This window comes from Bacillus sp. EB106-02-03-XG38, from assembly GCF_058792175.1.
In genome coordinates this window covers 269,287-288,057 of the sequence record NZ_JBYTED010000001.1, presented here as the reverse complement: position 1 = coordinate 288,057, position 18,771 = coordinate 269,287, and the positions used below count along the sequence as shown (strand labels likewise).

At 33.9% G+C, this 18,771-nt stretch carries 19 protein-coding genes and 1 pseudogene; 7 read left to right on the top strand and 13 right to left on the bottom strand.

The window, feature by feature from the left end:
• Nucleotides 1-111 precede the first annotated feature (111 nt).
• Entirely contained in the window at nt 112-738 is a 627-nt protein-coding gene (locus AC3WTI_RS01425; RefSeq protein WP_087959630.1) for a DUF1648 domain-containing protein, read from the top strand.
• Between the two features lie 50 nt (nt 739-788).
• On the opposite strand, the gene AC3WTI_RS01420 is transcribed toward AC3WTI_RS01425, so the two are convergent.
• Both AC3WTI_RS01420 and AC3WTI_RS01415 read right to left on the bottom strand, forming a co-directional pair.
• Nucleotides 789-1,895, bottom strand: a complete 1,107-nt coding sequence (locus tag AC3WTI_RS01420) for a metallophosphoesterase (RefSeq protein WP_097841408.1) — start codon at nt 1,893-1,895, stop codon at nt 789-791.
• Between the two features lie 130 nt (nt 1,896-2,025).
• Complete coding sequence (locus AC3WTI_RS01415) at nt 2,026-2,448, bottom strand: GNAT family N-acetyltransferase (protein WP_097841407.1); 423 nt, start codon at nt 2,446-2,448, stop codon at nt 2,026-2,028.
• 131 nt (nt 2,449-2,579) lie between these two features.
• Here AC3WTI_RS01415 and pdxR point away from each other — a divergent pair, with 131 nt between their 5' ends.
• Nucleotides 2,580-3,980: a MocR-like pyridoxine biosynthesis transcription factor PdxR gene (gene pdxR, locus AC3WTI_RS01410; protein ID WP_087959628.1), complete on the top strand. Its 1,401-nt coding sequence runs from the start codon at nt 2,580-2,582 to the stop codon at nt 3,978-3,980.
• A gap of 46 nt (nt 3,981-4,026) precedes the next feature.
• On the opposite strand, the gene AC3WTI_RS01405 is transcribed toward pdxR, so the two are convergent.
• Nucleotides 4,027-4,872 carry a YitT family protein gene (locus AC3WTI_RS01405; RefSeq protein ID WP_087959627.1) on the bottom strand — a complete coding sequence of 282 codons (846 nt, stop codon included), beginning with the start codon at nt 4,870-4,872 and terminating at the stop codon, nt 4,027-4,029.
• 169 nt (nt 4,873-5,041) lie between these two features.
• Nucleotides 5,042-6,250 carry a macrolide family glycosyltransferase gene (locus AC3WTI_RS01400; RefSeq protein ID WP_097841406.1) on the bottom strand — a complete coding sequence of 403 codons (1,209 nt, stop codon included), beginning with the start codon at nt 6,248-6,250 and terminating at the stop codon, nt 5,042-5,044.
• A 386-nt stretch (nt 6,251-6,636) separates the two neighbouring features.
• On the opposite strand from AC3WTI_RS01400, the gene AC3WTI_RS01395 reads away from it, so the two are divergent.
• The 3 genes from AC3WTI_RS01395 to AC3WTI_RS01385 are packed head-to-tail and all read left to right on the top strand — an operon-like array spanning nt 6,637 to nt 9,132.
• Nucleotides 6,637-7,515, top strand: a complete 879-nt coding sequence (locus AC3WTI_RS01395) for a nitrate reductase (RefSeq protein WP_097841405.1) — start codon at nt 6,637-6,639, stop codon at nt 7,513-7,515.
• Between the two features lie 23 nt (nt 7,516-7,538).
• Nucleotides 7,539-8,426, top strand: coding sequence for a GNAT family N-acetyltransferase (locus AC3WTI_RS01390; RefSeq protein WP_087959624.1), 888 nt, complete (start codon nt 7,539-7,541; stop codon nt 8,424-8,426).
• Nucleotides 8,419-9,132 carry a class I SAM-dependent methyltransferase gene (locus AC3WTI_RS01385; protein ID WP_087959623.1) on the top strand — a complete coding sequence of 238 codons (714 nt, stop codon included), beginning with the start codon at nt 8,419-8,421 and terminating at the stop codon, nt 9,130-9,132. The genes AC3WTI_RS01390 and AC3WTI_RS01385 overlap by 8 nt, the downstream gene beginning before the upstream one ends.
• Before the next feature lie 20 nt (nt 9,133-9,152).
• Here AC3WTI_RS01385 and alr read toward each other — a convergent pair whose 3' ends face one another.
• Nucleotides 9,153-10,328, bottom strand: coding sequence for an alanine racemase (alr, locus tag AC3WTI_RS01380; RefSeq protein ID WP_087959622.1), 1,176 nt, complete (start codon nt 10,326-10,328; stop codon nt 9,153-9,155).
• Nucleotides 10,329-10,499: 171 nt separating this feature from the next.
• Between alr and AC3WTI_RS01375 the strand changes: the two genes are divergently transcribed.
• Nucleotides 10,500-10,961 (top strand): DinB family protein, encoded by a 462-nt coding sequence (locus tag AC3WTI_RS01375; RefSeq protein WP_087959621.1) that lies wholly within the window; start codon nt 10,500-10,502, stop codon nt 10,959-10,961.
• 8 nt (nt 10,962-10,969) lie between these two features.
• Here AC3WTI_RS01375 and AC3WTI_RS01370 read toward each other — a convergent pair whose 3' ends face one another.
• From AC3WTI_RS01370 to AC3WTI_RS01345, 6 genes are all read right to left on the bottom strand, one after another.
• Nucleotides 10,970-12,169 carry an MFS transporter gene (locus tag AC3WTI_RS01370; RefSeq protein ID WP_142305879.1) on the bottom strand — a complete coding sequence of 400 codons (1,200 nt, stop codon included), beginning with the start codon at nt 12,167-12,169 and terminating at the stop codon, nt 10,970-10,972.
• A gap of 193 nt (nt 12,170-12,362) precedes the next feature.
• Nucleotides 12,363-12,908, bottom strand: a complete 546-nt coding sequence (locus tag AC3WTI_RS01365) for a MarR family winged helix-turn-helix transcriptional regulator (RefSeq protein WP_087959620.1) — start codon at nt 12,906-12,908, stop codon at nt 12,363-12,365.
• Between the two features lie 147 nt (nt 12,909-13,055).
• The gene (locus AC3WTI_RS01360; protein WP_087959619.1) at nt 13,056-13,832 is read right to left on the bottom strand and encodes a Cof-type HAD-IIB family hydrolase; all 777 of its coding nucleotides are present in this window, start codon (nt 13,830-13,832) and stop codon (nt 13,056-13,058) included.
• Nucleotides 13,833-13,838: 6 nt separating this feature from the next.
• The gene (locus AC3WTI_RS01355) at nt 13,839-14,429 is read right to left on the bottom strand and encodes a histidine phosphatase family protein (RefSeq protein ID WP_087959618.1); all 591 of its coding nucleotides are present in this window, start codon (nt 14,427-14,429) and stop codon (nt 13,839-13,841) included.
• Nucleotides 14,430-14,715: 286 nt separating this feature from the next.
• Nucleotides 14,716-15,687, bottom strand: coding sequence for an SPFH domain-containing protein (locus AC3WTI_RS01350; RefSeq protein WP_087959617.1), 972 nt, complete (start codon nt 15,685-15,687; stop codon nt 14,716-14,718).
• A gap of 2 nt (nt 15,688-15,689) precedes the next feature.
• Entirely contained in the window at nt 15,690-16,118 is a 429-nt protein-coding gene (locus tag AC3WTI_RS01345) for an NfeD family protein (protein ID WP_087959616.1), read from the bottom strand.
• Between the two features lie 316 nt (nt 16,119-16,434).
• Here AC3WTI_RS01345 and AC3WTI_RS01340 point away from each other — a divergent pair.
• Nucleotides 16,435-16,608, top strand: a pseudogene (locus AC3WTI_RS01340) (MFS transporter); the annotation flags it as partial.
• A gap of 47 nt (nt 16,609-16,655) precedes the next feature.
• Here AC3WTI_RS01340 and AC3WTI_RS01335 read toward each other — a convergent pair.
• Together AC3WTI_RS01335 and AC3WTI_RS01330 are read right to left on the bottom strand one after the other, a co-directional pair.
• Nucleotides 16,656-18,131, bottom strand: a complete 1,476-nt coding sequence (locus tag AC3WTI_RS01335) for an amidase family protein (RefSeq protein WP_097841403.1) — start codon at nt 18,129-18,131, stop codon at nt 16,656-16,658.
• A gap of 187 nt (nt 18,132-18,318) precedes the next feature.
• Complete coding sequence (locus AC3WTI_RS01330; protein WP_087959615.1) at nt 18,319-18,765, bottom strand: NUDIX hydrolase; 447 nt, start codon at nt 18,763-18,765, stop codon at nt 18,319-18,321.
• Nucleotides 18,766-18,771 lie beyond the last annotated feature (6 nt).

Here is an 18,771-nt window from a genome sequence, read left to right as displayed (position 1 = left end):
TTCATATATAATTATAATATTTTTTCTGAAAAATCAAAACAGATATCATTTATTATATTGTATAATTTTGTTATAAGATACCAATTATTCATGTAGAAAGCTGGTGATTCAATGAATAATCGATTTAGTATTGCTTTATTTCTCACTATTGTTACGACAAATATTATTCTCTATTTCTTCTTACCATTACGTATTGTTACGAAATGGGACTTCAATGGAACGCCTACATCAACAATGGATAAAAGCACTTTTGTTATCGTAAATATAATTATATGTTCCTTCGTATTCTTTTTATTTTTAGCCTTATCTAAAGCAGCGAATAACCAAAAATATCTCCTTTGGATTGGCAACATAATTTTACTATTTTTATTTTTTGTTGATATTGTCATTGCTCTCATCGCTCTTGGATTCACTCTTCCCCTTGATCATTTCATATTTATAGCAGTAGGGCTTCTATTTATATTAATAGGCTATTTCAGTTCCAAAATTGATCCGAGTAAATCAACGGTTTCATTGGAATGGAATGATAAGCACCTTGAAAAAAGAGCTTCAAATATTTGTAGTATTTCAATGATAATAGCAGGTATTTTCCTATCCGCGCTTCCATTTATTGTTCCTGCTCCGTATAGGGGTTATGCTATACTTGTAATTATTTTAGGAATGACGCTTGTCATTTTACCGAGTACGATTTACTTACTTATGAAAGACAGCAAGCAATCTACTCATTTAAAAAGGTAATAAAAAATAGGAGGTTCTATACCTCCTACTTCAGCTAAACATTTTCTTTTTCATTTTTCTATCTCAACTAAAATACCTTTCTTTATCCAGCCCTCTATTCCATCTCTTTTAACTAAATCATATCCTGAACAGCTTCCATCAATGAGCGAAACAATGTCCCCTTTGCTTACACTTATTTGTGCACAAGAAATATCGGTTTTCACTGTGTACTCACCTGACTCAAGTTGCCTAATGTATTCATTTTTCACAGAAAGTAATGTATTCGTTTCCTTTTGCTTACATATTGTGTATTCTTGCCCCTTCTCTATCAGCTTTATGTAATAATACGGATAGGTAACCCCGCCCTGCATTTCTGTGTTCGCATTAAAATCTGCAATCACTTCATATTCTGGAAAATAGTCTACATATGTATAAGAAAACATATCTCCTGTTGGTTCCCTCTGAATGATGAATGCGTTTAATTGCCCTGCCTCTTTAATCGCATTTCCCCCATCAATCGCAATCATCTTTTTCTCCTGATCAATAACTGGATTGTTAGACGGTGCTTTGTCTGAATAGTTTACAACAGGCCAATGACCGACAACTACATATTTATGTGCTCTATGTGATTTATTGAAAAACTCCGGCATTGCTATCGCATTTTTTCGTTCTGTCTCTTTCCAATCCTCTCTATCTTCAAGGCCAGCATGTACAAAAATATAATCCTCAGTTTCAATCGCTGTCGGCAATTCTGTTAGCCATTTTATTTCCTTTGAAAAATGGCTCATTAATTTTGTTTTCAATTCACGAATATCATTTTCTTCATGAACGTTAATATTCAATTGCGCTAGCCACTCATTAAAAATTGTATTCTTTCGCGTACACAAATAACTTATTAGCGCAGGATTTTCATTTACAAGCGCCTCAACTACAACTTCACAGTTCCCTTCGACTACATAAACATTTGGCTTGCTAACTACTAGATCCATCACATAGTTTACGACGCCAACGCTATCTCTTCCTTTCTCACAAAGATCACCATTAATAATTAAATAATCTTCATCTTGAAAATTAACTTTATGTAATAGTTCCTTAAAAAGATCTAATTCTCCATGAATATCAGAAATAACGATGACTCTTCCATCATTTGGTATAGATAATTCCTTTATTTTTTCCAAATATAAACGCCCCTAACATTCTCCAAATTCAACATTCCCTTGTTAAATTCTATTACTTGACCTGTTCCTAGCTCAAATCTAGAAAAGAAAATAGGTTCCATATATTTTCACACACGGAACCTACTTAGTATTATAACTCTTTATAAAAAGAATAGCTTACCTTATCATAGCCCTCTCTTTCATAAAAACGATGTGCATCCATTCTTGGAAACGCAGATGTAAGTACGATAGAGCTACACCCTTTTTCTTCTCCCCATTTTTCTACATATGACAACAGAACTTTACCATATCCTTTTGACCTGTGTGCTTCCGCAGTTACAAGGTCATACACAAAAACATGTTTCTCATTATAAAAATTCGTACAAATCGCTACACCGGCTAGACTCACAACTTCATCCTCTTCATTACGTAGCGAAAACAGTTTATAATTTTCTTCTTTCATTTTTTGAAATAAAGAACCCGCTTCTTCTTTTGATAGTTTTGTTCTTAACTGCTGTAATACGGGAAATACATCATGTAAATCCACTTCTGTTACTACTTCTTTAATATGCATTATGATTCTCCCCTTACTATTTATAAAATTTTCTAAATGTTATATCATCATTATAGAAAGCAACTGCCCTTAACTTAAGTGACAGTTCTATTCTTTTTTATAAGGACAGTTTAAAAAAGGAGCGTCTATACATGGATCTGACTATCCCGTTAGTATTACAAAGTAAAACACCCATTTACTTACAAATTTATCAATATATAAAACGAGAAATCTCTCATGGGTCACTACTTGCCGGTACACGCCTACCTTCTCACAGAAATTTAGCTATGCAACTTAATGTGAGCCGTATTACAGTTGAATCTGCTTATCAACAATTACTAGCTGAAGGGTATGTAGAAAGCAAACCGAAACGCGGGATTTTTGTTGCCGAAGTCGATATTGATGTCATTCAAAAGAAACAGCAAATTACGTCAAATAGTGCTAATAATAAAGAAAACGAACAATATGATTATGATTGTAGCCAAGGGCTTATTGATCAAAAAGCTTTTCCGATAACAAACTGGAAAAAAGCATTACACGAAACTTTATTTCAATATGAAAATGAATTATTTGCTAAAGAAGATCCACAAGGTGAGCTCATTCTACGAAAACATATTTCAAAGTATTTATATCATGCTCGCGGGGTACATTCTTCGCCTGATCAAATTATAATTGGAGCAGGTACGCAACCTCTTCTTTGGCTACTAATTCAACTACTTGGTTCAAAAAAAGAATACGGAATCGAAAATCCTGGATTTCACCGTATACCTGCTATGATTCAAAGTTCTAATTTTCCCGTTCACCCTATCCCTTTAGATGATAAAGGCATTCATATTTCTACTTTACGTGAATCGGGTTCTAATGTAGCGTATGTCACTCCATCCCACCAATTTCCACTTGGAATCATTATGCCATTATCTAGAAGACTCGAGTTATTAAAATGGGCGAATGATTGTGAGGGCTATATTATCGAAGATGATTACGATGGGGAATTTCGTTATATCGGAAAGCCAATTCCTTCTTTACAAGGACTAGATTCAAATGAACGCGTTATTTATATGGGAACTTTCTCGAAATCCTTTTTACCTTCTTTACGAATGGGATATATCGTTTTACCACCTCATCTTTTAACAGTCTATAAAGAACTTGGTGGTATGTTTAAACAAACAGTTTCTACGCTGCAGCAACTTACCTTTTCCACCTTTATTCAAAATGGTGATTGGGAACGTCATATTAACCGAAGTCGTACGTTATATAAAAGAAAACATATTTCTTTAATTAAATGTATTACAAACGAGATGGGAAATAACGTTCATATACTCGGTGAACAATCCGGACTCCATATTGTACTTCACGTTCATAACGGGATGAACGAACAAGAACTTATTCGTGCAGCTGCAAAAGAACGTATTAAGTTATACCCTCTCTCCACATACGATTCTGTTCATAATGTAAAGGACGATTCTTATGTATTGCTCGGTTTTGGTAGTATTCCAGAAGATCGTATCGAAACTGTTGTCCAACTATTGAAAAAGGCCTGGTTTCCTAAATAAAAATATCTCCACGCAAGTTATACTTACGTGGAGATATTTTTATTTACTATTTTTCTGATTTTGCTGCCCTTCCTGGACGCTTAACACCAGTTGTTTCTGTTGAATAAGAAGCTTCAATTATAGCAGTTGGATCTACAGAGAGAACGAGATCTTTCATTTTCGGATAAATAAAACGGTTTGTAATACAGTAAATGATTCTCTTATGTTCTCCTAAAAAACCACCTTCTCCATGTAGATACGTAACGGATAATTGCAATTCTTTCATAAGTAGATCGCCAATTTCTTTATTTTTACCAGAAATAATCATAACGCTCTTTCCTTGATTTATACCATCTAATATGAAATCAATCATCTTCGTAACAATATAGAAAATTGCTAATGAGAACATTGCTTGTTCGATTGAAAATAAAATCGCTACAAATGTGAAAATAACTGCATTTACAGCAAGTAAAAATGTACTAATCGGTACTTTAAAGTGTTTGTTCATCCAAACTGCTAACATTTCTGATCCATCTATTGCTCCGCCCATTTTTACTACGATCCCTACACCAACACCAAATAGGACTCCTCCATAAAGAACAATTAACAATTCAGAAGTTGTAATTGCTGGAAATGGTTTTAAATAGATTAATCCGAGTGTTGTAACTACATTTGCATAGGATGTACGGATAAAGAACTTCTTTCCCATTACTTTTGCAGTAAATAATAAAATCGGGATATTAATTCCTAAGAACACTCCGTAAAGCGGTAATCCAGCAACTTTATTTGCCATAATGGCAATGGCCGTTACCCCGCCATCTACTAATCCATTAGGTGCTAAAATAAGCTCTAATGAACCCGCTACAATAATCGACCCAATTGTTAATAATAGGTATTCAAATACTTTCTTCATTCATTACCCCCAAAACTTATATATTTTCTTAGTATTATTTTAACGTAATTTTATTACTAATTCAAAGATATGAGTTTATATACACAAAAGTTTCACCTTTACAGTGATTTTTTATGTAATTTTTTTATAAAAACACACTTACATATTACAGTAAGTGTGCCCCAAACATTTATTTAAGTTTTGAGTATGAATTCATTTTCATTTTTAATATTTCATCAACTGCCCTATTATATCCACCAGCATTTCGAAGTGACTCTCCAACTTTACGACTATTTCCCTTAAACGTTACATCATTCGTAACTTTCTCTACAGCTTCACGTAACAATTCAGAAGTTAATTCTTTACGATTAAGCCTTATTCCAGCCCCTACTTCATTCACTCGTTTCGCAACTAAAGGCTGATCTCCTGTTACCGGAATTACAACTAACGGGACACCGTAATATAGTGCTTCACTCGAACTATTCATACCACCGTGTGTCACAAATACATCAGCATACTGTAATACTTCTAATTGCGGCACATAATTAAACAATTTAAAGTTATTCGGAATGTTTTCAAATTGACTTATATTTATCTTCTTACCAACAACTAATATGACTGTCGCTTCTGCATCTTTAAACGCTTCAAAACATTTTTCATATAGCTCAGGTTGTTCATTAAAAACTGTTCCCATAGAAATGAAAATCAATTTTTTATCTTTTAAATCTTCCATAAGAAAACTGCCTACTTCTTTACGCGTAGCAATGGATGGGCCGACAAACTTATACGATTCATCGAATACATCTGAACGTGGTTGATATTCCTTTGAAGTATATACAATAGTAATATCACCAGGATGATTCATAATATCATACATACTATTACATTTCATTCCATACTGTTTATTCCATTTTTTTATTCCCGCTAAACAAGATTGATACAATGGATTCGTTTCATCTACTTTTCTTGATTCATGTTCATCGTTAAAAGTAATATATTCATTAAAAGCAAACGTTGTACAAGAAGAAACGCTAGGTAATTTTAAAGCATTGGCTATAATACGTCCTACCGGAAAATGATTATCGTATATCATGTAATCGTACTTTTCCCCTTTTGTTTCTTCTACAATTTGAGTAACAATACGCTCTGATGCTTCAATCATATGAGATAGCATCGTCAAAGGACTCCCGCCTTCATTTACTCGCTCCATAATATTAATTTGAGAGAGAAAATTCTCAAACACTCGGAATTCTGCACCTGTTGCTTCAATCTTCTTTCTATAATCTTCAATACAATACGAAACAACTGTCTCCCCTCGCCGAATTAACTCACTTACAATAGCTAAAGTCGGGTTTATATGACCTTCTCCAGGGAAATTTATTACGAGTACATTTGCCATAATATTCTCTCCTATCTAATATTATTAATAATTAATTATGTTAATTAATTTAATACTATTATAAAGGAATCTATTCTACTTATTCATATTTTTCTCTTCATTTTATTATTGAGAAATATTTTTCATAACCTACATTATAACTCTCATAAAAGCACGCTTAACTCTTCATTTACTGAAAAAGACAAGATTTACATTCGAGTATTTTTATAGATTTATCAACAGAATATTATTTTGATAATTCATATAAAACTAGAAAAATAAAATTTTCATACTTATTTCTCACCATAAATTTATTTAAGTTCTATGTTTTCCACATCATTATCCTCATAGTACATATTCTGTTATATAATGAATTTATAGAATTTACAGAGAAAAGGAGTAACTTCATGCTACAACAATTATTCACTTCACCTATTTTATCTGTTCAAACTTTACACCCAGGTTATGAAGACCATGCAAGCGATGTGTTTCTCGTCCGAACTGAAGATGCAGAAGTCATCGTTCGTTCTTCTAAAATGATTGAAGAACCAAATAATGATTTTTGGTGGGGATGTAAAAACCTATTTGGAATTGATCCAAGGAACGTACATCATTTAGAAGCTGTACATACGTTGTTGCAAGCACATACTAATCTTCCTATCCCAGCAATATTAGAAAAACATATTTTAAATGGTCGTGAATTCGTTGTAGCCGAAAAGTTAGTAGGTAACACAGTTCCATCTTTTATCGGGCTACCAGATTCTATATTATTCAATCTAGGAAAAGGGCTTGCAGAAATACATACATTTAAAGCTAATTACATAGGAAATGTGTCAGGTTCCTTCCAAATTACACTAGATGAATTCCACTCACATGTTTTAAATGTAAGTAAAGAGCTTGTAAATATGTTTTATTCCGATAATGAAAGCATACAAAATGCATTTCCTATTTTTGAATCACAACTTTCTTCCTTACCAGCACCAAAAGAATCCACGCTCGTTTTAATTGATATAGACCCTACTCAGTTTTTATCCGATGGTTCTGCTATTACAGGCTTAGTAGACACAGAAGCTTACACAGTTGCTCCCCGGGAGTTTGATTTTATCGGACTAGAATATGTACTTACCGAAAAAGAAGCTCATGCTTTTAAACAAGGTTACGAAACCATTATGCCCATTCCTCACCTTGCTGAATATAGACGCCCCTATCGATATTTATACCGGCTATTATCCGTTCAGGGCAGTGTGAAGTTAGAAACCTGGCTAAAACATCCATCCTATTTTTAAATACGATTGAGAGGGATTATGAAATGAATATTGAACAAAAGAAATCTTTAACAGCGAACGAAATTCAGCAAATGAAAGATTTAGCTCATATTTGCGGACAATACGATCAAATTGATTACTCTTCAGATTTACATGTAAACTTTTTAACGGCTCGCAATAATGAAGAGATATATGATTTTCTACTTTATGATAATACTCAATTAATCGGTGCATTAAGTATGTATGACTTTGAAAGACCGACAAAACTGGAGTTAATAGGGTTTGTTCATCCGAACTATAGGAAACTACATATAGGCACTACTCTTTTACAAACCGCAATGAAAGAAATACGAATAAGATCGGCAGATGAAGCTCTGCTTATTATAAATGGGGATTCTGCTTCTGGGAAAGAATTTGCAAAGCATATGAAGTTACCTTATTTATATAGTGAATACAGTATGGAGTTCAAAGCAAAAGAAGTACAAAAAACAACAAAGAATACTATACAGCTCACTCTTGCATCTTCAGAATCACTTCTTGATCTTATTGAACTTTCCAGTAAAGCCTTCGGAGATTCAGCAGAAAATACTGCTATATGGTTACAAAAAATGATGCATTCACCTTCTCATCAAGTTTACAGTGCTCTTATCGACGAAAAAGTGATAGGAACGATTACAGTTTCTGAGCAAGAACAATCTACTACACTATCAGGATTCGCCGTTCATCCTTCTTATCAAGGTAAAGGATATGGTAAAGATATTCTTAGTTATATGGTACATACCCTTATTACAGAAGAGGCTTCAACAATTGAATTGGACGTCGAAACGAAAAATAACAATGCTTTAAAACTATATACACAATGTGGTTTTGAAATGAAAACGAAGCATGACTATTATAATGTAATGAATCTTGAGTTGAATACATATGTGTAAAAAACTAATTTATTCTGATTATGATATATTCGCATCCATTTATAATAAACATTGGGGGCATTATGCTGAACACTCCTATCTACTTTTGGAAAAACTCGTTTTACAATATGCACCACCACATTCTCATATTTTAGATCTTTGCTGCGGAACTGGTCACCTTACTAAGAAATTAATTGATAATACTTTTGTAGTAACTGGTATAGATGGTTCTGCGCAAATGATTGAATACGCACGTCAAAACGCGCCAGACGCAACCTTTATCGTCGATGATGCTCGTTATTTCAATATAAATGAGCAATTTCACTATGTTATCTCTACTGGCGATAGCTTAAACCATATTTTAAAATTAGAAGAATTAAAAAATGTTTTTCGTAATGTTTACTCTGTATTACATAGCGAAGGTACATTCGTATTTGATATGAATATGGAGAAAGGTTTTCTTGAAAATTGGGTTGCTTCGTTTCATATTTCAGCGGAAGAATATGTCTGTACGATTGATTCTACATATGATAATGAAAATAAAAAAGCAGAAATGAACTTTATACTATTTAAACATGACATAGATAATAATTGGACGAGAAGTGACTTTTCTTTTGAGGAAGCATGTTATTCCAGTGAAGAAATAATTTCTTCACTGGAATCCGTTGGTTTTAAGAACATTCAACTACACGGTACAAATAGGATATTTTTCATTTGTCAAAAATAAAAAAACTGAATCATAACGATTCAGTTTTTTCTTAGTATATTTACGACAGCAGCCGTTTCATTATTTTCTTTATACACTCGCGGGATTCTTCTGTCTAACATACATGTAACTTCATAGTTAATTGTACCTAACATATCAGCTACTTCTTCTACCGCAATTTCTTCTTCACCTTGCTTACCGTAGAATACTACTTCGTCTCCTACTTGTACTGGCATTGCTTTTGAAACGTCTAACATAAGCTGATCCATACAAACTCGGCCAATAACAGGTACTCGAACTCCATTTATTAATGCATGCCCTTTATTAGATAACTGACGATTATAGCCGTCGGCATAGCCAATTGGTACAGTTGCAATCCATTCTTCACCAGTCGTTACATACGTATTCCCATAACTTACACCACGATTCTTCTTCGCATGTTTAATATGAGCAACTTTTGATTTTAACGACAACGCAGGCTGTAAAGAAACGACTGCATGGTCTACCTCTTTTGAAGGATACATTCCATAAATTCCAATACCTACACGAACCATATTTTGAAATGTATTGCTAAGTTCCATCGATCCTGCACTATTTGAACTATGAATATATGGAATATGAATTCCTAATTCTTTTGCTGCATTGACAGCTTTCTCAAATAAACTTGTTTGCATATTCGTATATGATTTATCAATTTCATCTGCCGTAGAGTAATGTGTAAACATTCCTACTACCTCTACATATTCCATACGGTTCAATTCTTCTAAAAATGGTATAACCTCTTCTTCTTGTAAACCGATACGACTCATTCCTGTATCAATTTTCACTTGAATCTGCGCTTTCTTTTGAAGACGGTTTGCAATTTCATTTATCCCTTGTAAATCTTCACTTCTATAAACAGTCATCATAACGTCATATTGAATTGCCTCTTCCGCAGCTGCTACTGATGTATAACCTAAAATTAAAATCGGTACGTTAATTCCTGCTTCTCTTAACTCTATCGCTTCATCTACAAATGCAACTGCAAGCTGGTTTATTCCAGCTTCAATAGCAGCTTTCGCAACTTCAACTGCCCCGTGGCCATACCCATTTGCTTTTACAGCAGCCATCATTGCAATATTTTCATCATTCACTCGCTTTTTAAATTCTTTTACATTATGTTTTACTGCATTTAAGTCAACTTCAACAATTGTATCTCTTCCATATTTCAAACTCATTGGTCTAACTCCTAACTCAATAATTGCATTCCATTCTATTTCACGTTTCTTATGATCTTTTACAATATAATACTTTTCAATATGCTAGTCAAACTACTAGAATTTTCGGAATTTTGAGTATGATATAATACCCTTAAGAAACTATTATAAACGGAGATGAGGAGAATTACAATGTTTGTTCAATCTTCCTTGCACCACCTTAAAGTTGCTGTTGATACTACTATTCAAATGCTTAACCAATATAATGAAGCCGAATTAAAAATACAACCCATTCACGCAAAGCGATCTCTATTTGAAATGTGTACCCATCTTTCTCTTATTTGCCATGCAGATCTTCTTATTTTAAATGGCGTTACAGAAAAACAACTACATACTTTCTATAAAGAACAAACACTCGAAACTATTACGCAAATGCAACAAACGATGATACAGGGATACGATTTACTTTCTAAAACTTTTTTATCCTTCTCCAATGAACAATTAGCGGAAATGAAGACTGCTTATTGGGGTATTTCTTATTCACGCTTTGAATGGTTGCTTGAAATTGTTGCACACTTTTACCATCATCGCGGGCAAATTCATATTTTATTATGTGAGCATATGAAAGATCCTAACATTGCTTTATTTGAGTGATTTTCCACTCATTCATTATCCAGTACACGGTCATCGTTTATAAATAGAGAAGCGATAAAACCAATAAAAAGTATCATTCCTAATAAAATAAACGTTTGAGCATAACTTCCTATTTTCATAAGATAAATAGAAATGATGGGTCCTATACTAGTACCTAAAAATAAAATAAAAGTATAAATAGAAACTGCTATTCCTCTTACTTTCCCCCCTAATTGTCCAACTAGAGCGACTAAAGACGGAACAGATATAGCAATACCTATTACAAAACAGACACTCATTATGACTAGAAGAGGCAGATACGAAACAAAGCTCATTGCACTTAGGCTAAAAACAGCGACCAGTAATCCACCTTGAAGAACTTTCCTTACTTCAAACCTCTTTGTTAAACGACCCGCAATTGGTGATAGAATCATACCAAATAGTCCTGCTAAACGAAAATATAGGATTTGTTCTGCATTTAAATTATAAGTAGTAGAGCTCAAATAATTCCCTAAAACAGTATACATATTAACAAAAGCCATTAATAAAACAAACGCAATCATATAGCTCAATACTAAGCTTTTATGTGTAAAAACTTTCCCCATCTGTTTAATTGGTCCCAAAATATCAGTATAAGATTGAGACGTCTCCCCTTTTGGAAGAGAATAATGAATCCATACAGCCGTAATCATATAGACACTACTAAGAAGAAAGAAAACCATGTGCCATCCAAAATGCTGACTAACAACCGTACTTATTACCTGACCTACAATACCAGCTACTAAAAAACCTGTACTAACAAATCCTATCGTTGTAACCTTTTTTTCTACTGGAAACATTTCTACAACGTAAGCTAACGCTACCGGAGAAAATGTAGCTGCTGCAATACCCTGTAAGCCCCTAAAAATAACAAGCCACAATATACTATCCACAAACCCTAAGGAAAACGAAATAATCGACAGAGCAAGTAATCCAATGAAGATCACTTTTTTTCGCCCATATTTATCAGAGATTGCCCCAAATAACAAGCAACCTATAGCAAAACCAATAGAAAATATACTGGCTGTAGCTGCAGATTGCGCTAGCGAAACATTAAAAAGGTCTGAAAATAGTGCAATTAAAGGAATTGTTACATATAAGCTAGACATAACGACCATACCCGACCAACATAATACAACGGTCATTATTGTGTAATTCATTTCACGATTTATTTCCTTTCCTATTTCCATCATAATATCTCTCCTTATTACAATTTTTTATCAATTTAAAACCTCTAAAATACGCAAAATGGTATTTCTTTAACTGTTACTTATTTTAATTACCTCGTAAAAAGTATGACTGCCAAAAAAGTTAGCTATACATATAATAAGGTAAACTAATTATATTCTCAAATAAATAAGTTGACCTTTATAATCAACTTATTTACCTACCTTCTCCTAATTTCACCTGCATATTTACTTGCATTTTATTTAATAGTTTCTCTAAAACTTGACGCTCTTCTTGATCAAAGTCGTCAACTAACGAAGCGCAAGATAACCAAAAAGTTGGTAAAGTGTGCATAACTAGCTCTTTTCCTTTCGGAGTAATTTTCACTTTTAATCTTCTTCGATCTTCAGAATGATGGAACCTTACGATTAACTCTCGTTTCTCCATCCAATCTAATAAGCCAGTGACAGAAGCACGTGTTATTCCTAATCGACTCGCAATATCCGAAGGACTCATGTTCACTTCTTCCCCATTTGATTCCATTTCACGCAAAATAAACAACAGTAAAAAATCTAATTTACTTTCCGAAATACCAAGCGGAGCTAAATCTACATCAACAGCATCAAGAACATTATCAGACGTCCATAACATTAACAAACCAAGTTTTGCTGCGATTGAATCCGTATCCGCTGATGCTGTCTTTTTTATTAGCTCAGCATACGGTCCAATCCCTAAAGGAAGAGAATCTTTTTTTGAATCCATTCATCTTCACTCTCCTTTCTCTTTATTTAATTAGCTTACCTAACTACTTTTCATTATACTCACATTTTTCCTTTTATTGCAAGAATATTGTTAGACAAAAAATCCTGTCATTAAAACAGGACTTTTCAAACTGACTAGCTATTATTATTAAATAATACGAAACTCCTTTAAGGCAAAGGAAATACCACCTTCACTCGCCTTCTTTGTAACGAAATCAGCTCTTGTTTTTAACTCTTCTCCGCCATTCCCCATCGCAATACCTAATCCTACATACTGCAACATTTCAATGTCATTTCCACCGTCACCAAAAGCAATCGCTTCTGATTTACAAATGTTCAAGTGATCTAATACCTTTTGAATTGCAGTTAATTTTGATACTTTATTATCTTCCAATACGTTTATTACGTAACTATGAAAACGGTCAAATGTAAGCATTGGGTATTTTTCAATAAATTTTTGAGATTCTATTTCATCCGCATACAAACATAAACAATAGACCTCTTCTGACAATTCCCTGCTTTTTTCAGGATATTTCTCTAAATTCAACGTCTCGCTAAGTGCTTGCATTACACTCTCATTATCCGAGGCTATTCCGTTCATTGCAAAATCCTCGGTAAAATAAGAAATACCGTGACCATGTAATGCAGCAAACTCCGAGATATCATGAACGATTTCACTAGAAAGTACTGATTTATGTAGAACTCTTTCCTCACACTTAATATGTGCACCATTTGCAGAAATAAACATATTTATGCCTAGTTCCTTTAATTGCGAACATAAGCTATATGGTCTCCCTGTAGTAATAACTACGTGAATCCCTTTATCTATTAATCTTTGTATCGCTTCTATCGTACTTTCGTGCATACTTCTATCAATCTCACTTAAAAGAGTACCGTCAACATCAAAGAACACTACTTTATACATTGATCTTTACATCCCGTCTAAATGATTTGTATCATTAATAAAATGTACCGTTTTTTGTTCGCCATCCATTTCAATTAAGCTGATTCCCGTATCTCCCATTTTAAAATAATAATCCATCGAAATAGGCATTTTGAAAAACGCACGTAATAGACTATTAATTACACCTCCGTGTGCAACAATTGCAATCCGATCATATGTATTCTCTGTCACGATTTTAGAAAAGATTCCTTCTATTCTCATTCTAAATTCAATAAATGATTCCCCATTTTCAAAACGGTCATGAAGAAACTTTGGCTCTGGATACTTTTTTGCTTCTTCAAATGAAAGGCCTGCTTGTACTCCATTATTGAACTCCATTAATTTCTCTTCTAGTTGAATTGGGCATCCAATTCCTTCAGCTAACGTTTCACCCGTTTCACGAGCACGTTTTAATGTACTTGCCCAAATGAAATCTGGCGGAAAATCTGCTTTCACTTTCTGTACAAGCCTTTGCACTTGCTGTCTTCCCTTTTCTGTTAATTCAAAATCAGCTCGTCCTTCATGTACATGTAAAATATCTGCTTCGGATTCACCGTGTCTTATTAGTAGTAATTGCATGTATTCTCCACCCCCTTATTTAATATCCACAAAATCCCATTATATCATATTCTAAATTTTCTTTAACAAAAATAGTTGGTTTTTCACAAAAACAGATTACTTTAAAAGTTGTTCGATCCGTTTTAGTAATCGAGTTATTCCACTTAACAATTTCAAGCACTCTAAACTTATTATACTTTCAAAAGAGACATACAAAAAGCCCTATCCATAGTGGCAAAGAGGTTAATATTTTTTATTCAGCTCAAAAATAAAAAGAGAAATGGCAATCCATTTCTCTTTTTCACTCTTATTGTTCTTTTGGTGTATCTGAAGGAGGTAATCTCTTTGCTTGTTTTTCTTTAAAGATTTCTCCAATCGCCCCTAGAGTACCAAGTGTTTCAATTGCATTAGATGGAATAAAGACTTTATTTGCTGGCCCTTTCGCAACTTCAGCCAATGATTCAAATGATTTGTAAGCAAGTATACGCTCATCTAAATTTGCTTCACGAAGCAATTCAATTCGATTTTGTTCTGCTTTTGCAATTTCCTCAATCGCTCTCGCTTCCCCTTTTGCTTCTAACTCTTTCGCTTCTTTAATACCCTCAGCTTCTCGAATACGTGCCTCTTTATCCCCTTCAGCCATTAATATTTTACTTTGCTTCTCCCCTTCAGCACGAAGGACCTTATCTTGTTTTGCAGCTTCAGCTTCTAAAATGATTGCACGTTTATTACGCTCTGCTTTCATTTGTTTTTCCATCGATGCTTGCACGTCTTTTGGCGGATTAATATCTACAACTTCAACACGTTCAATACGAACGCCCCATTTTTCTGTTGCTTCATCAAGTGCTAAGCGAATTTCTGTTGAAATTTTTTCACGACCTGATAACGTTTCATCCAGTTCCATTTTACCAATGATTTGACGCATCGTTGCAGAAGTAATGTTACGAACACCATATTCATAGTTCGAAATACCATATGTCGCAAGTTCCGGTTCCACAATTTGATAGAAAATAATTGTATCAATCTCTACTTGTACATTATCTTTCGTAATTACCTTCTGCGGTGGTACATTCGTTTGTTGAATACGTAAGTCATGATATACACGAACGCGATCCACAATCGGTATTAATAAATTTAATCCTGGCTGCATTATACGTTGAAACTTACCAAATCTTTCAACGACTCCAACTTTTTGCTGTGGAATAATCTTAATTGTTAATGCGATAAATGTAACAACAATTAGTGCGAAAATAATGGTTAATGTCATTGCTACTGCCATATTTATTCACTCTCCTTTTTCACTTGTAATATAGTACTATTCCTCTTTATAACAATAACCTTTTCTCCAGCATCAATTGGATCATCTGCAATAGCTGTCCAAGTATCTCCATCCACCTTCACAATACCATTCACTTCATTTGTAATCGCTTGCATAACAATCCCTTTTTTACCAACTAGCATATCTACTGTATCAGTAAAACCTTTTGCTTCTCGAAAGTTTTTTGAAATTCTTTTCGTAAAGAAAGTCAATGTTAAACTTACAATCGCACCGACAATAACTTGTAACAGTAGTGCTTCGGGAGCAAACAAAGCTATTAGACCTCCGACAACAGCTCCAATTCCAAGCCAAAGCATGTAAAACGTAATCGACAACATCTCTGCAATAAATAAAATACCTGCTATTATAAACCAAATTACCCATGCAGCCATATGCAACCCTCACTTTCTTTCTCATTTTCTATATGTATATGAAGAAAAGAATGGTTTATCCGCCCTTTCTAATACATGGGCGCTTACTACAAGCTATTGTACATATTCACTGTTATAATGAGTATTATTAAAATACTATATTAATATATTCTTCATTATACATGAAAATCCCTTTCAAAAAGTGACAAAAAATTAAATTCTTTCGAAAATTTAATTTTCAAATTATAATTATTCTAACTAAGGAAATATTTTTTAAAGAAGGTGGTGTGCTTATTGCAAAATCGTTTATTAACTTACTATTTAAGATCGAAAATATGCACTCCTCTCGACAGCGTCTGGTCTTTCTATGCTTAGCGTTGGAATTATTACCGATTTGTTCGGTGTTCGTACGATTTATATTCTCGCTTCTATCCTTATATTGTGCTCTGCTTGTTTATCATTTAACTTATTAAAATATGATAAGACAAAGCAAAAAGATATTTCACTTTAATGAATAAAAATAAATAGGACAGGAATTCCTGTCCTATTTATTTTTATTCATGATAAGTTAGGGATTTTTCGGTGCTTTGTCGCTTGTTCAAAAGCGTATGCTAGTTTAATCAAGGTCCCCTCAGAAAAAGCAGTACTTGCAAGCGTAATTCCAAACGGTCTCCCGTTATCCATATATCCCGCGGGTATCGCTATAGATGGATAACCTGCTTTCGCACATATAGTGGATCCAATATAAGAAGGGAACAAAATTGCATCAAGATTATATTTTGCCAATGCAAAATCAATACCTTGTTCTTGTGAAAAATATATGTCTTCTAATCTTGCATTTAAATATTCTGGATTTCTTAACGTATTAGGAACACCTTTTCTTCTTTCTAACTTAGTTTGTCCATATTTCAAAGCTCTTTCTGCTATGTTTTCATTAAACGCCATTAACTCTGAAATAGAATGTACTGGTATAGTAGAAGGTAATTTAGAAAGATAGTTATCTAAACTATGCTTTAGTTCATAGAGCGATACTCCCCAGCTCCATTCTCTATGAAAAGACGGAATATCAATATCTTCTACTACTGTCGCTCCCTTACTACGTAAGACTTGAATCGTATTCTTAAACAAATTTTCATCATACTCACCGGTTTCATAATAATCTTTTGGTGCATCGCTAAATACACCGATCTTTGCTCCACGTAAGCCATTAACATCAAGATATTTTGTATAATCCTGCTCTGCCATACCTTCACTTTTATGAGTAGCTACATCTTTTTCGTCCACCCCAGTTAAGCTCCCTAACAAAATTGTCGCATCTGTTACCGTTCTAGCAAATGGTCCCGCTGTATCTTGTGAATAAGTAAGCGGAATAATTCCCCTACGACTAATTAGACCCACAGTCGGTTTAATTCCTACTACAGAGTTTTGAACCGCCGGACTCAATATAGAACCATCTGTTTCTGTTCCAACAGATACTACTGTAAAGTTAGCAGCAACTGCTATAGCAGATCCTGTACTAGAGCCGCCAACAAACATGTCATCTTCACCTGTACCGTAAGGGTTTATTGTTTGTCCACCTCTTGCACTATATCCAGCCCACATTTCAAACGACATTCCATTTGCTAATTCTGTCATATTTGTTTTTCCTATTATGACTGCCCCTGCTTCCCGCAGTTTCGTAACGAGAATTGCATCTTCACTACTAATATTTTGTTCTAAAGCAATTGTACCTGCACTTGTATGCATAGAATCATTCGTTTCGATATTGTCCTTAAGTAACACAGGTATACCATGTAATGGACCTCTTATTCCTTTTGTCTTTCTTTCATGATCTAACACTTCCGCAATAAAGATTGCGTCTGGGTTGATTTCTAAAATAGAATTAATTTTCGGTCCATCTTGGTCATATTTTGCGATTCTATGAAGGTAATACATAACTAATTCTTTTGAAGTTAATTGCCCAGCTTCCATCGCTGCTTGTATTTCATGAATTGTTAATTCTTTTTGTAATAGTGCATTGAACTGCATCTCCATTTTCATTCTCCTTCTATAAAGCCTTTTATCGATATCATGTATCTATAACTTGTTTATTTTCTCCGCTCCTCGTATATACAAATACAATCCCTTTAAAAGAATTCAACTTACAAATAGTAAAACCTTTTTATTTCCCGAAAAATAAAAAAAGTCTGAAACGAATAAATTTTCGCTTCAGACACTTTCATTACTTTACATATACCTCATCTAGCAAATGTAAAAACTCACCTTGTTTCTCGGCTAATTCAGGGCATTTTGCAATATCAATCCATTCGTAGCAAAATACTAAACCTTCATCTTCCTCACCAGCACTTACAATATGTTCCCAACCATCTTTTACATCTGTTAGTAATGTTATGTGGAAGAAATGGCGTTTTTGATATTCCTTTTTTTCTTTCACATGTATGATGTAATCGGCTAAGAGTCGTTCTATGCATAAATGACGTAATCCAGATTCTTCTTGTACTTCACGTAAAAGTGCTGCTTCTAACGTTTCCCCTTCGTCAACTGTTCCCCCGGGTATTTGTATACCAGCTTCAGGTATATCACGATGTTTAAAAACAAGCAGTTGCATAACTCCTTCTTTTTCTCTTGTTACATATGCGTGTACTTTTTTCTTATATAACATCGTCATAATCCT